The sequence below is a fragment of the Acinetobacter sp. WU_MDCI_Abxe161 genome (assembly GCF_025514355.1).
Taxonomy (GTDB): Bacteria; Pseudomonadota; Gammaproteobacteria; order Pseudomonadales; family Moraxellaceae; genus Acinetobacter; species Acinetobacter pittii_E.
Genome location: NZ_JAHPTU010000017.1, coordinates 20473 through 34125, shown reverse-complemented (window position 1 = coordinate 34125; position 13653 = coordinate 20473). Strand labels below are relative to the sequence as shown.

The window sequence follows — 13653 nt, the reverse complement described above, 5'->3', positions numbered from 1 at the left end:
ATAAAGAAAGAGTTATCCACAACCTGATAATATTTGGCTAAAAATTAGCTTCTAGATTCATTTGGACACTAAGCTGATGCTTAGAGTCATCATCAAGATGGTTAAAAAAATTAAGATCATTTTGCATAAAAATCCAATCTCTCCATATTGGTTGTCGCCATGAAATGTAGGGACCCCAACTATTGAGTCGGATATCATTTTTGGTGTAGATGCCACCGCTATACACACCGTAAGTCAGACTATTATTTTTTACAAACTCAAATTGCTGGAAAGTCCAGTTACCCCAGTTGTAATCTTCATTTTCACTCTTATTCACATTAAATTTGTTAGCGAAAAGGGTATTGTCTTGCATTTTCTGCGTTAAGTTTAGGGTAGTTTCCGAGTAATTTCGGCTAGTAGAGCCGTAACGAAAGATCTGTTCTGTATCAATGCTAATGTTATGTCTCAAATTCCATTTCTTCTTTGCTAAAAATTGTACGTAGATATCACTATCTGAATTTGAGCCTAAATCAAGGTCATTTTCAAAAGGTATCCAAGTTGAAATGGTGGCCCAGCTAGCACTCAGTGGATTTTTGACCGAAACCTGGGTTGATGAGTTCTTCTTTTTTCTTTTACCCAAAGCTTTATAAGTTTGTTCAGGCTGAGTCGCACGTTTCCATAACGTATCATTTCCGAATACAGCCATAAGCTCTTGAATTAAATTAGCATCAGATAAGCTATTGTTTGGCTCTACTTCACAAGGAGAGAGTGAAAGTGATTGTTTTTTTACTTGAGCGAAACTTGTAAAAGAGTAGGGATAACGCCGTGACCTTTTATGTTTTAGAGAGTGATAAAAAAATTGAGAATAGGGAAGTAAAGCCAACACACCCAAACTATAAATACAAATGAAGATAGCCGATCTATTTTGAAATGAAAAAGAAGAAAATTGATTCATTTTTAAGGAGAAGGAATCAAAAATAAAAAATTAGAACAGTACTTTAGAAGGCTAAGCTTAAAATTTTATTTAAAAGTATTTTATTATTCATCACCTTGGATGAGGTTCCAAGGTGACGTTGGCTAGCTTAAAAAAGTGCTTCTAAGCGTAAGAAGGTACTGACAAAATGATTGCGATCTTCGCGGTGGTCATTAAAGTAATTTACATCGCCTTGTACAAAGAACCATTCACGTAAAACGGGTTGACGCCATGAAACAAACGGCCCCCAACTGTTTAAACGCAAGTCATTGTCGTTGTAATAACCGCTTGTATAAATACCATAATTAAAACGGTTATTTGCAAAGAAACTGTGCTCACGGAAAGTTCTGTTTTCCCAAGCTAAATCATCGTCTTGATCATCAGCATAAGTTAAGCTGAACTGATTCGATAAAAACGGTTGATTTGGTCTGGCATGTGTAAGTTCGAGATTGGTACGTAAATAGTTTTCGCTGTCTATTCCATAACGATAAATTTGCTCAGCATAGAACTTAAAATCATTACGGAGTTGCCAATCTCTTGATGCTTTTAAACGAACATAAATATCGTCCCCAGAACGAATACCTAAGTCTGCATCGATTTCAAAAGGCAGTTTTTTAGAGAAATTTGACCAACGTAAAGCAATCGAGCTGTTGTCATCTCGAGTTCGTTTACCATCTAACTTTTTATTTGGATCTTGATTCGGGTTCTGATTAATATTGGCTGGACTGTTATTAAATTCATCATCTAAAGAGTCATCACCAAATACCACACTTAGACGTTTTTCTAGTGTAGGGAGCTTAATCTTACCGCGAATTCTGGGCTTAATTTCAAAGTTGTCGTATTCATTCCAATAGTTGTCGACCATTACCCGAATGGTTGCTGTTGCTGGTTTTTGTGGATCGACGTCGCCAAACCAATCATCAATTTTTTCAGAAGTACGATCGGCCCAATTACGAATTTTCTTTTGTTTACGGTCAACCCAAGTTTGATCTTCTGTTTGTTCGGTAGGTGGAACAATAGGTTGATTAGACTGCTCTGGAAAAATGGTTGGAGTTGCGTCCACCCAACGCGGTATTTTATCTAATACATTTTCATCTGTAGAGGCTTCGGTTTGTACTCCAGCTGAGGTATTCCCTACTTGTTGGTTTACAGAAGAAGAGGTGGTCTCTGCATGAGTGATGCATACTGAACCAAATCCAATTGTTAAAAGTGCAAAAAGCTGCCGGTACGGCATTACATGAAATGTTTTCATATCTATCTTTATGTTTTGTTGTTGTTTCCACTTTTGTTGATTTTTCTAATAAAATCAAGAGGGCGACACAAAAGTTAAGTAAATTTAACTTTTTTTACATATTTGAAATAAAGGAAAAAGTTTAAGCTATTAGCCATTATTTTTAGCCAAAAAAAATCCCCCATTACTGGAGGATGATAGATCAAGGAAACTTCAAATTCCGATCATTAAACACATAAAAAACAGAACATTACAGCGCGAATATTCTAAGCGGCAATAATAAACTGATTTTTGGCAATTGGGTAGTTCTTTTTTTAGAACGCTCTATTGCTAAAATGATGATAAAACATACGATTTGATCACATTTTTAAATGTGTTCATTTATTTCTGTGGAATATCACATGATTCATCAGTACAAACAGCTGCATCATCTTGCTCAACTTCTTCAGTATTTGCCTTGATTTGCGCTTTTTCTAAGACTTGTAAAAAGACTTCACGAGGTTGAGCGCCAGCAAGAGCAATTCTTTGATCAAATACAAAAAAAGGTACACCAGTTACATTGAGTTGTTCACGTGCAATTTTTTCATCATGGCGGACAAAGTCAGCTAGTTCATTAGTATCTAATACATACTCAACTTCGGCATTATCAAGGCCAATACGTGATGCAATTTCTTCTACAACTTCACGCTCGCCAATTGCGAGGCCTTCAGTCATATAAGCATGAAAAAACGCTTCTTTAGCTTCATTACCTAAACCTTTACTTTGAGCAAGGTGAATAATGCGGTGTGCATTGAAACTATTGCCTGAGTTCGCCTTTTGCCATTGGAAATCAATACCTTCAGAGGCAGCCATGGCCGCAATATTGCGCTCCATTTCTTCCATCTCTTCATAAGTACGGCCATATTTTTTAGCTAAGCGCTCAGTATTCGAAGTGTCATGTTTTGCTGGCGCATCAGGATCTAATTCGAAACTATGCCAGTGGATTTCAAGATCAATACCGGCTTCAGCAGCTACATGTTCAAGACGTTTTTTGCCGATATAACAGAAAGGGCAAACTACATCAGACCAGACATCAACACGCATGGGAGAATCTCATAAATTTTAATTACCCATCATAATAGGGATGATGGAACAGGATTTAAAGCTTTGAGTAGCGAATACAGTGTTGCGTATTGTGAAATAAATGGCATATAAAGAAGAATAAGCTCTATTTTATAACTATAAAGAGCAAAACTATAAGAATGGAAATAGGAGGTGTGTATGCGCCGAGTTTTGATTGCGATTGCAAGTCTGATTGTTATCACAAGTATTATTTTTTTCACCTATCAACATATCAAGCAGCAGCAGGCCAAAGACAGTAGTCAAATGTTTGATGTCGTCATGACTGAAAAAATGAATCAGCTTTATGAACAAGCGCAAGATTGGTCTAAACCTGTCCAGCTCGATATTCATGATAAACGTTTGGCAGGACACTATAAGCAAATTTCAGAATTTCTATTAAGTTATTGGATTCAAAATATTAACGCACGAAATGCATATTTAAGAGAACTCAAAGCAGCCAAATGGGACACTTTTTTAAATGTGGACCGGTTAGATCTTGATAAAAAGCAAAAATTTGTAGAAACCGAAAAGATGCTAGCTGATGTTCGTACAGCTTCGAATCAGTATCAAACTGAATATGAAAAAATTCATAAAACTTTCTTAGCAAAGGTTCAAGAATTATCTGTTGATGCAGAGATGAGGCAACTGCTCGAAATGAAATTGGGAACTCAGCAAAAAGCAGATCAAGACCATGCAATTTTTATGATTGAACTACAAATTTTGGATAAAGCAGAACAAATGTTTAAGCTTCTAAAAAATTATGAATGGCAAAAGAAAGATCAGATGATTCTTTTTCATGAAAATGCTCAGGTCAAAAAGTTTAATGGGCTTTATCAAGACGTTCTGAAGCTGAATGCAAAAATTGAAAAAATTAAGAAAAGGAATGTAGCTTCACTCGAAGGAGATTTAAAAGAATAAGCAGAGTATGAGCATCAAGAATTATAGTTTGGTGCTCTCAGCTTTTCCTTTGGTTAAAAAAGATTGTAATAAACTTTGAGAAGTTTGCAGTTTGTTTAACTGCTCAGACACGTGCATGAGCTCAGTTTGCAGTTTTTCTTGAACCACTGAGCACAGTGTAAATACATGTTCATCTAAATCAAAACAAGGTAGCAAAACCTGAATATCTTTTAAGTGCATGCCTGCATCATTTAATATTTTAATTTTCTTAATATTTTCAATATCTTTTTGCGTATAACTTCGATAGTTATTGCTCGCTCGATAAGGCTTTGTAAGCCCTAAACTCTCGTAATAACGCAGCATTCGAGGGCTTACTTTTGTGAGCTCTGAAACTTTAGCTAAGTTCATAAAATGGGGTTGACCTTAACAGTGGTGTCATAGTTTAGCATGTTTTTATCTTTCAAAATGGTACTTGTTCCATGATGAGAAAACTCATTTTATTGGTGTTATTCGGACTAATAGCATTTGTTGCAAATGCCAAAACACTTGAACTTCAGGAGAAGAACATGCGTCAAATATTTGTGCTTCACGGTTACTCTGCTTCTATCGATGATCATTGGTTTCTAGATTTAAAACATCAAATAGAAGATGAACGTACGACTGTCACTCTAATTCCATTTCCAGATTCCGAGAACCCTGATGTAGAGGCATGGCAGAAAGTTTTAGATCAACAGATCCCGAGCGTGGATGAAAATACCTATTTTGTTGCGCACAGTTTAGGGGTAATTACGTTACTGCACTTTTTGCAAAGACATGAGTATCAAAATATTGGAGGAATGATTTTAGTATCCGGATTCTCTGGTTTCATTTCAGATTCTTCTGTACTTAATAGTTATATAACGAAGAGTAAAGTCGATACAAATGACTTTAAGAGCATAAAGAAAAAGCTGGTGTATTTATCCGATAATGATGATTTAGTTCCGCCAAAACTGACGATTGAATTGGCGAAAGAAATTGATGCGCCGTATATTACCGTTCCTAATGGCGGACACTTTTTAGGTAGAGAAGGTTATACGAAATTTCCGCAATTAGTTGATTCTTTAAAAGAGATGTTAGAGAGCAAATAAAATTTATAAGATAAATCGCACTCTATAATCTGAACACTTTTGTTCAAGTTATAGAGTGTTTTATTAGAATGCAGTTTTAATAAATAGAAGAACCCTACTATTACATTAAAAAATTTAATTATATTTACCGTTTATCTGAGCATTACTGAATCAAATTCGACTTTGTTGTAGCCTATTTATAGATACTTTTAATTTAATCATCATCTTTTAATTGGAATAGGATGACTGATTTTTGGAGCAAGTTATGAACTTTCTAAAACAATCAGCCTTCATTGCTGCATTTGCTTTTATGGGTTTACCGACTGTTCAAGCAGAAGAGGTGGCTACCTTACCTACAATTCGCGTTATGGCTGAATCTGAGCTACGTGAAGAGGTGGGCTTTGTACCTTTCCAAGAAGATAAAAAAGTGCGTCAGGCGCTACAACATCATGAGTATAAAACGCATTACGATATACAGAATGCTTTAGTCCCTGAAGGCATGACGACAGTAGATTATCAGCCAGTTATGGCACAACCTGATTTATCTCAACTTTCCCCGTTCTTACAACAATACATTTTAGCGGTAGCGGGTGGAATACAGTCTTCTGATCCAACCAATGGTATCTTTGAAATGCTAAAAGATTTGAATATTAATCGAAGTAATGTCGACGCTTATCGTGAGGGTACGATGAAAGTGAATATTCAAGATATTAGAGATTTACAGCAAAAAATTAAAGATGGTCTTCAAGGCCATTAAAAAAATCCCCGCATTGAGCGGGGATTTTTTATCTTGGTGTTAATTAAACACGTTCGATTACTGTTGCAATACCTTGACCAAGGCCGATACACATAGTTGCAAGACCAATTTGAGTATCTTGTTGTTCCATTACGTTTAACAACGTAGTGGTGATACGTGCACCAGAACAGCCTAGTGGGTGACCCAAAGCAATCGCACCACCATTTAAGTTCACGATGTCTTGTTTGTCATAAAGACCTAGGCCTTTAAGGACAGACAAACCTTGTGCAGCAAATGCTTCATTTAACTCAACAGTCTGGATATCGGCAATTGATAAGCCAGCACGCTTAAGCGCTTTTTGAGTTGCTGGAACTGGACCGTAACCCATGATTGCAGCATCACAACCTGCAACCGCCATAGAGCGGATCACGGCACGTGGTTTTAAACCTAATGCTTGTGCGCGTTCAGCAGACATAAGTAACATAGCAGAAGCACCGTCAGATAAAGCTGAAGATGTAGCAGCAGTTACAGTACCACCTTTCGGATCGAACACAGGACGTAATGCTTTGAATGCTTCAAGGTTTGCATCTGGACGAATTACTTCGTCGATGTCGCAAAGGATTTTAAAGCCATTTGCATCGTGGCCTTCAACACCAACGATTTCGTTTTTGAAACGACCTTCTTGAGTTGCAGCCCAAGCACGGCGGTGAGATTCAACACCAAAAGCATCTTGCTCTTCACGGCTAATGCCATTCATGCGACCTAACATTTCAGCAGTTAAGCCCATCATGTTAGATGCTTTTGCATAGTGTTTAGATGCTTCTGGGTTTAAGTCGATGCCGTGCATCATACCTACGTGACCCATGTGCTCTACACCACCAATAATGAAGATATCACCTTGGTTTGTTGCGATCTGTGCAGCAGCAGTATGAAGCGCTTGCATAGAAGAACCGCAAAGACGGTTTACCGTTTGACCAGCAACAGTTTTTGGTAAGTCAGCCAATAAGCCGATGTTACGGCCAATGTTCATACCTTGTTCTAAAGTCTGGTTTACACAGCCCCAGATCAGGTCTTCAACTTCGTTTACATCAAACTGGTTACGAGCAACGAGTGCACGAACCAATTCAGCAGATAAGCTGTCAGCACGTACATTACGGAACATACCGTTTTTGGTTTTACCCATTGCAGAACGTACGCCATCAACGATGACAACGTCACGTGGATTTAAAGTAGCCATTCACGTTGCTCCTTAACCGTAGAATTTTTTGTTGTTAGCAGCCATGTCACGCAACATTTGTGGCGCTTCATAAGCCTTACCTAAGTGTGCATATTTGTCGCAAAGTGCAACGTATTCAGCAACACCAGTCTGGTCGATATAACGACATGGACCACCACGGAATGGAGGGAAACCTACACCCATAATCATTGCCATGTCTGCTTCAGCAGCAGTAGCAACGATGTTGTCTTCTAAGCAACGAACTGTTTCGTTACAGAAAGCAAGCATCATGCGGTCAATGATTTCTTGGTTATCAAACTCGCGTTTTTCACCAGTAACGAAAGGAGCAATGATTTCATATGCTGTTGGATCAACAGTTTTTGCTTTCTTGCCTTTCTTATCGAGTTCGTATTTGTAGAAACCAACGTCATTCTTTTGACCAAGACGTTTAGCTTCGTACATTGCTTGGATTGAACCTTTGTAGTCTGGCTTCATACGGTCTGGGAAACCTTCAGCCATGACTTCTGCACCATGTACACCCGTGTCGATACCTACAACGTCGATGAGGTAAGCAGGACCCATTGGCCAGCCAAACTTAGACATTACATTGTCAACTTGTTGGAAGTCTGCGCCGTCTTTTACAAGAAGGTCGAACGCACCAAAGTAAGGGAACAATACACGGTTAACCAAGAATCCTGGGCAGTCGTTTACAACGATCGGTGTTTTACCCATTTTTTGAGCAAGAACAACTGTAGTTGCAATCGCTTCTTCAGAAGTCTTTTCACCACGAATGACTTCTACAAGCGGCATCATGTGAACTGGGTTGAAGAAGTGCATACCAACGAAGTTTTCAGGACGTTGTAATGCTTTTGCTAAACGCGTGATTGAAATCGTAGAAGTATTAGAAGCAATGATTGTATTTTCACGAACATTCTTCTCAGTATCCGCAAGTACCATTTCTTTAACTTTTGGATTTTCTGTAACAGCTTCGATCACGATATCAACTTCTTTAAACTCATCGTAGCTTAAAGTAGGACGGATACGTGCAAGCGTTTCACCCATTTGCGCAGGTTTCATTTTCTTGCGTTCAACTTGCTTAGTTAACAAGCTGTTTGCTTCTTTCATACCTAGAGCAAGTTGTGGGTTACCAATATCTTTCATGATAATTGGTGTGCCTTTGCTTGCTGCTTGGTAAGCAATACCGCCACCCATGATACCAGCGCCAAGTACAGCTGCTTGGTTTACAGGGTGAGCACCTTTTTCATGTTTTTTAGCAGTTTTCTTAACCACTTGGTCATTGAGGAATAAACCGATCAATGCACCAGCTTGTGGAGTAATAGCAGCTTTTGCAAAGCCTTCAGCTTCAGCTTTTAACGCTTCATCACGCGCAAGGCTTGCACCTGCTTGTAATGAATCAAGTAGTAATTTTGGAGCAGGGTATTGAGCAGGATTTGCTTTAGCAAGTACTGCACCTTTTGCAGTATTGAACGCCATCATTTGTTCAAGCGGATTCAATTTTACCGCTTCAAGTTTTTCTTGACGTTTTGCTTTCCAGTTTAAACGACCAGAAATTGCTTGCTTAACCAAGTCAGTCGCAGCTTCAAGTAGTTTATCAGCAGCTACAACCGCATCTACAGCACCATCTTTTAGCGCAGCAGCCGGTTTTTTAGGAGCAGCCATCGCCATCCATTCAACCGCGTTGTCGATACCGATCAAACGGCTTAAACGTACGCTACCGCCGAAACCAGGGTAGATACCAAGTTTAATTTCCGGTAAGCCCACTTGTGCAGCTTCTGACATCACACGATAGTCACAAACTAAACACATTTCAAAACCGCCGCCTAACGCCATACCGTTAATAGCAGCAACTTTTGGAATTTCTAAATCTTCAAAGCTATTGAAGATTTCGTGAACAGGCATAAGCCAGTCAACAATCGCTTTTTCGCCTTGTGCGAAGTTTTCACCAAATTCGGTAATGTCTGCCCCAACAATAAATGTTGATTTGCCCGAGGTAACAACTAAGCCTTTAATATCATTATTTGCTTTTACCGCAGCAATAGCAGCTTGGAAATCTTCAATTGTTGCACGGTTAAATTTATTGACCGACTCACCTTGTAAGTCAAAGCGGAATTCTGCAATTCCGTCCGAAAGCATTTGGACGGTAATGGCATTGCCAGCGTGGATCATGCCTGATCTCCTTAGTTTTGGAGGACTTCTAAGTTGATGTTATGAAGCGTGTGTACAGCTTCGGTACACATTTATGCTTCGCTAATCTTACGATAACTATATCTAAAAAAAACCTGACAAGTTGTATCAAGCCGTGACGCAAGGGTCATCTTATTTACTATTCAATTCATCTATATGAAATGCATAAAGGAAATCATAAAGATAGGAGTTAACTTAAGGCAGTTGTTTTAATTTGATTTTTTCTTTATCAGGCATTCAAGTTATTAAATTTTTGTATCAAAACCATTCAGTTTTAAAAGTTAATTTTTTGTCAAAAATGCCAATTGTTAATAGGCTAGACTGTAAATTAGAGTATAAATATTGATGAATTTTAAACTCCTTGAAGTTAGGGAAAAATACAGTCTGTTCTAAATTTTTATTGAAACAATACTGTCTATTATTTGACTTAATTTTTTTACATTCGCTTTTTATAAGTCAATTTTGTTAAAATTTGCGCCAATTAAATAAACTTCCGGTTTCTTTCCCCTTAAATATAAGGTGAAGTCACCCCTAATCTTTTGAAAGAGTAGCAATATGATTAAGTGGATCATATTAGCGATTTTTGTGATATCAGCATTGTATATCCAACATCGCGGCAAAGTGCGTCACTCGTTTTATCGTCAATTTTTTGACCATTCAACCTTGCTCGCACCGATTAACTTTTTAATGTACATCTTTTCAAAGGTGCCGAATCAACCTTATATCGACACACAGCATTTTAAAGATTTAAAAGTGCTGGATGAAAATTGGGAAATGATTCGTGATGAAGCGAAAGCTTTATATGACCAAGGTGGGATTAAAGCCTCAAGTACTTACAATGACTTAGGTTTTAACTCGTTCTTTAAAACAGGTTGGAAGCGTTTTTACCTTAAATGGTACGAATCGAGTCATCCTTCTGCTGCTGAGCTTTGTCCAAAAACCACAGCACTTCTGAAAACATTGCCGACGATTAAAGCAGCAATGTTTACTGAACTTGCACCTGACAGTCGTTTGGTAAGACACCGCGACCCTTATGCAGGTTCACTGCGTTATCACTTGGGTTTAATTACACCAAATGACGATCGTTGTTTTATTGATGTTGATGGTGAAAGATACTCTTGGCGTGATGGCCAAAGTGTCGTGTTTGACGAAACTTATATTCACTATGCTGAAAATAAGACCGATCAAAACCGCATTATTTTCTTTGCAGACGTTGAACGTCCAATGAAAGTGAAATGGATGGAACGTTTCAACCATTGGTTTGGTCGCAAAGTCATGACTGCGGCAAGTTCACCGAATGAGACAGGTGACCAAACAGGCGGTTTAAATAAAGCTTTTGGTTATGTCTATCAAATTCGTATTAAAGCTAAGGCTTTAAAAGCTAAAAACCGTAAGTTGTATTACTTCTTAAAATGGGCCCTCATGCTTGGGATTTTCTTCCTGATTTTTGTTCGACCATACGTATTTTAATTAAAGCGCCCGAAAGGGCGTTTTTTATTGCATAGAGCAATTAAACACTTTTGTGACTCACTTCACAGTGATGGCAATTTGTTACAACTATTAAAAACCAATAGACAATTTTGATTCTACAATGGCGCGGTTTTTTCGAAGACTGGTTAGCGGAAGTAGGTTTTAAAATGGCTCATGCTCATCACGCAGCTCATGCATATGTTCACCATATCAAAGTGAGAAAAGAAAATAGTTCTCAAGGCGATTTAAAAACTAAAGCGATGTTAAGCAAAGCGGCTTCGAAGACTGAAAAATCTAAGCGATCTAAAAGCAAAAGCCATAAATCTGAAGATCAAAATATTAATTTGCATAAGTTCTCAAGTAAGCTTGAGAGTATATCTGCCAACCATAGTAAAGAGAAATGCGCCAAAAATATTCGCATTGCTTTGCAAGCAGCGGGCGCAGATGTGTCTAAGCATCCTGTAGCTGCTTCCGACTGGGGACATACGCTGGAAAAAAACGGTTATAAGAAAATTAAACCTGCTTTTAATCGTCCTCAAGAAGGCGATATTTATATTATTGAGCGAACAAGTGGCCACACATATGGTCATATTGCAGGTTACACAGGCAATGGCTGGTTCTCGGATTTCCGTCAAAAAACCTATGCGGTCTATAAAGAAAAAGACGTGAAATATAGTTACTATCGTCTAGATTCTTAAGCAAGTACGACACAGACCGTCGGGTCATATCCAAAACCGTTTCCAAATTTATATTCTGGCACAGTAAAGCACTTGAAAAGTAGAAGTGAAAACATCACATTAGGTATTCAGTATTAAGCCATGCATGCCAATAGTGAATCAAAACGCTCGTCCCCATATTGAAAAAATTTTAGCCAACATGACCCAACTTCCAGGTGTTTACAAAATGCTAGGGAAGGAGGGCGAATTGTTATATGTCGGCAAAGCAAAAAATCTAAAAAATCGGGTGTCGAGTTATTTTGTTAAAAAGATTGAGCATCCTAAAACGCAAGCTTTAGTTGCACGAATTTATGATATTGAAACTTTGGTTACTCGTTCAGAAACTGAAGCTTTACTCCTAGAACAAAACTTAATTAAACAACATCGCCCGCCGTATAACATTATGCTGCGGGACGATAAGTCCTATGTCTATATTTTTGTTTCGGCCGATAAGCCTTATCCTCGGCTTGCCAGCGGCCGTGGTAAAGGTAAGCACCAAATTGGTAAGTTTTTTGGACCTTATCCAAGTGCTTATAGTGCACGTGATACATTACTGGTTTTGCAAAAACTTTTTAATGTACGTCAGTGTGAAAATAGCTATTTCTCACAGCGCAAGCGCCCATGTTTGCAATACCAGATCAAGCGGTGTTCAGCTCCTTGTGTAGGTCTGATTTCGCCCGAAGATTATAAAGAAGACGTTAATAATAGTATTCGCTTTTTGCAAGGTGATACCAAAGAGCTTAATCAAGAGCTCATTGCCAAAATGGAACAAGCGGCGGCTGAGCTCGAATTTGAAAAAGCTGTTTTTTACCGTGATCGTTTATCTTTATTGCGTGAAGTACAAGCCCAACAAGCCGTATTTAAGGTCAAAGGCGAAGCAGATATTCTGGCAATTGCATATCAAGCAGGCGTGACATGCGTGCAAATTATGTATGTACGTAATGGGCGAATGCTAGGAGGGAAAAGCTATTTCCCTGACATGCTGGGTGATGATCTTGGGCAAATGCTCAGTGACTTTATGGCTAACTTTTACTTTCAAGTTGCAGATGAAGTGCCTAATGAGCTCATCGTGAACATCGCATTGCCTGACTGTAAAGAATTAGAAGAAGCATTAGCGCAGCAGTTTGGGAAAAAAGTTCAGATTAAGAGTAATGTTCGAGAAACTCGTGCCGAGTGGCTAGAGTTAGCTGAAATGAACGTTCAACATGCCATTAAAGGGCAGTTGAGTAATCATTTAGAACTTAATGAACGTTTCCATCAGTTAGAGCAAGTGGTGGGAAGGCCTGTCGATCGTATTGAATGTTTTGATATTAGTCACACCATGGGTGAAGCTCCAATTGCTTCATGTGTCGTGTTTGACCAAGGCGGAGCGCGTAAGCGTGACTACCGCCAATTCGCGATTCAAGACATCACGGCAGGCGATGACTATGCTGCTATGCGACAAGCTTTAACACGCCGTTATAAAAAGGCCATATTGCCTGATTTACTGTTGATTGATGGTGGTAAAGGTCAACTCCATATGGCAATGGAAGTTATGCAAGAGCTTGGACTAGATGCTTTTATGGTCGGTGTATCCAAAGGTGAAGGGCGTAAACCCGGACTTGAAACTCTGCATTTTACTGATGGCACCAAAATCCAGTTACCGGAAGACCATAAGGCATTGCATTTAATTCAACAGGTGCGTGATGAGGCCCATCGTTTTGCGATTACTAAACATCGTGCTAAACGTGATAAACGCCGTAGTACCTCAGTTTTGGAAGCAATTCCAGGATTAGGACCAAAGCGTCGTCGAGATTTATTAACTCATTTTGGTGGGATTCAAGGTGTTTTAAAAGCATCTGAAAAAGAGCTCACTCTTGTGCCCGGTTTTGGTGAGATGATGGCGAGAACGATTTATAAAATTCTGCATGAATAAAGCTATGTTTCTGCTGAGTGACCAAATAGTTGCTATATAAGTAGAAGAATGACCATTCACATTCCCTTTAAAATGATGAAAGATGTTTCATCAAGAGTCAGAGTGCTT

General features: G+C 38.6%; 12 protein-coding genes and 1 pseudogene. 6 read left to right on the top strand and 7 right to left on the bottom strand.

Features of this window, described 5'->3' with window-relative positions; all coding sequences use genetic code 11:
• Positions 1–37: 37 nt before the first annotated feature.
• The 3 genes from KTI78_RS15685 to KTI78_RS15675 all read right to left on the bottom strand — a co-directional run bounded on the left by KTI78_RS15685 (position 38) and on the right by KTI78_RS15675 (position 3266).
• Complete coding sequence (locus KTI78_RS15685) at positions 38–934, bottom strand: selenocysteine synthase (RefSeq protein ID WP_262446663.1); 897 nt, start codon at positions 932–934, stop codon at positions 38–40.
• 127 nt (positions 935–1061) lie between these two features.
• Positions 1062–2204 (bottom strand): hypothetical protein, encoded by a 1143-nt coding sequence (locus KTI78_RS15680; protein WP_262446662.1) that lies wholly within the window; start codon positions 2202–2204, stop codon positions 1062–1064.
• A 360-nt stretch (positions 2205–2564) separates the two neighbouring features.
• Positions 2565–3266, bottom strand: coding sequence for a DsbA family oxidoreductase (locus KTI78_RS15675; protein ID WP_224992394.1), 702 nt, complete (start codon positions 3264–3266; stop codon positions 2565–2567).
• 177 nt (positions 3267–3443) lie between these two features.
• Between KTI78_RS15675 and KTI78_RS15670 the strand changes: the two genes are divergently transcribed.
• On the top strand, positions 3444–4202 hold the full coding sequence (locus KTI78_RS15670) for a hypothetical protein (protein ID WP_016142403.1): 759 nt from the start codon (positions 3444–3446) through the stop codon (positions 4200–4202).
• A 21-nt stretch (positions 4203–4223) separates the two neighbouring features.
• Here the strand turns inward: KTI78_RS15670 and KTI78_RS15665 are convergent, their stop codons facing one another.
• Positions 4224–4589: a MerR family transcriptional regulator gene (locus tag KTI78_RS15665; RefSeq protein WP_224992393.1), complete on the bottom strand. Its 366-nt coding sequence runs from the start codon at positions 4587–4589 to the stop codon at positions 4224–4226.
• 71 nt (positions 4590–4660) lie between these two features.
• On the opposite strand from KTI78_RS15665, the gene KTI78_RS15660 reads away from it, so the two are divergent.
• Both KTI78_RS15660 and KTI78_RS15655 read left to right on the top strand, forming a co-directional pair.
• Positions 4661–5308 (top strand): RBBP9/YdeN family alpha/beta hydrolase, encoded by a 648-nt coding sequence (locus KTI78_RS15660; protein WP_224992392.1) that lies wholly within the window; start codon positions 4661–4663, stop codon positions 5306–5308.
• Positions 5309–5552: 244 nt separating this feature from the next.
• Complete coding sequence (locus KTI78_RS15655; protein WP_224992391.1) at positions 5553–6044, top strand: hypothetical protein; 492 nt, start codon at positions 5553–5555, stop codon at positions 6042–6044.
• 43 nt (positions 6045–6087) lie between these two features.
• Here the strand turns inward: KTI78_RS15655 and fadA are convergent, their stop codons facing one another.
• The 3 genes and pseudogenes from fadA to KTI78_RS15640 form a co-directional block, all read right to left on the bottom strand.
• A complete protein-coding gene (gene fadA / locus KTI78_RS15650; RefSeq protein ID WP_016142399.1) occupies positions 6088–7260 on the bottom strand; it encodes an acetyl-CoA C-acyltransferase FadA in 1173 nt (390 codons plus the stop codon).
• 12 nt (positions 7261–7272) lie between these two features.
• Positions 7273–9426, bottom strand: coding sequence for a fatty acid oxidation complex subunit alpha FadB (fadB, locus tag KTI78_RS15645; RefSeq protein WP_016142398.1), 2154 nt, complete (start codon positions 9424–9426; stop codon positions 7273–7275).
• A gap of 150 nt (positions 9427–9576) precedes the next feature.
• Positions 9577–9681 (bottom strand): annotated as a pseudogene (locus KTI78_RS15640) (hypothetical protein).
• 318 nt (positions 9682–9999) lie between these two features.
• Here KTI78_RS15640 and lpxO point away from each other — a divergent pair.
• The 3 genes from lpxO (at position 10000) to uvrC (ending at position 13545) form a co-directional block, all read left to right on the top strand.
• Positions 10000–10914: a lipid A hydroxylase LpxO gene (gene lpxO, locus KTI78_RS15635; RefSeq protein WP_224992390.1), complete on the top strand. Its 915-nt coding sequence runs from the start codon at positions 10000–10002 to the stop codon at positions 10912–10914.
• Positions 10915–11081: 167 nt separating this feature from the next.
• Entirely contained in the window at positions 11082–11612 is a 531-nt protein-coding gene (locus tag KTI78_RS15630; RefSeq protein WP_224992415.1) for a CHAP domain-containing protein, read from the top strand.
• A gap of 133 nt (positions 11613–11745) precedes the next feature.
• Positions 11746–13545 carry an excinuclease ABC subunit UvrC gene (gene uvrC, locus KTI78_RS15625; protein WP_182003163.1) on the top strand — a complete coding sequence of 600 codons (1800 nt, stop codon included), beginning with the start codon at positions 11746–11748 and terminating at the stop codon, positions 13543–13545.
• The last annotated feature ends 108 nt before the right edge of the window (positions 13546–13653 follow it).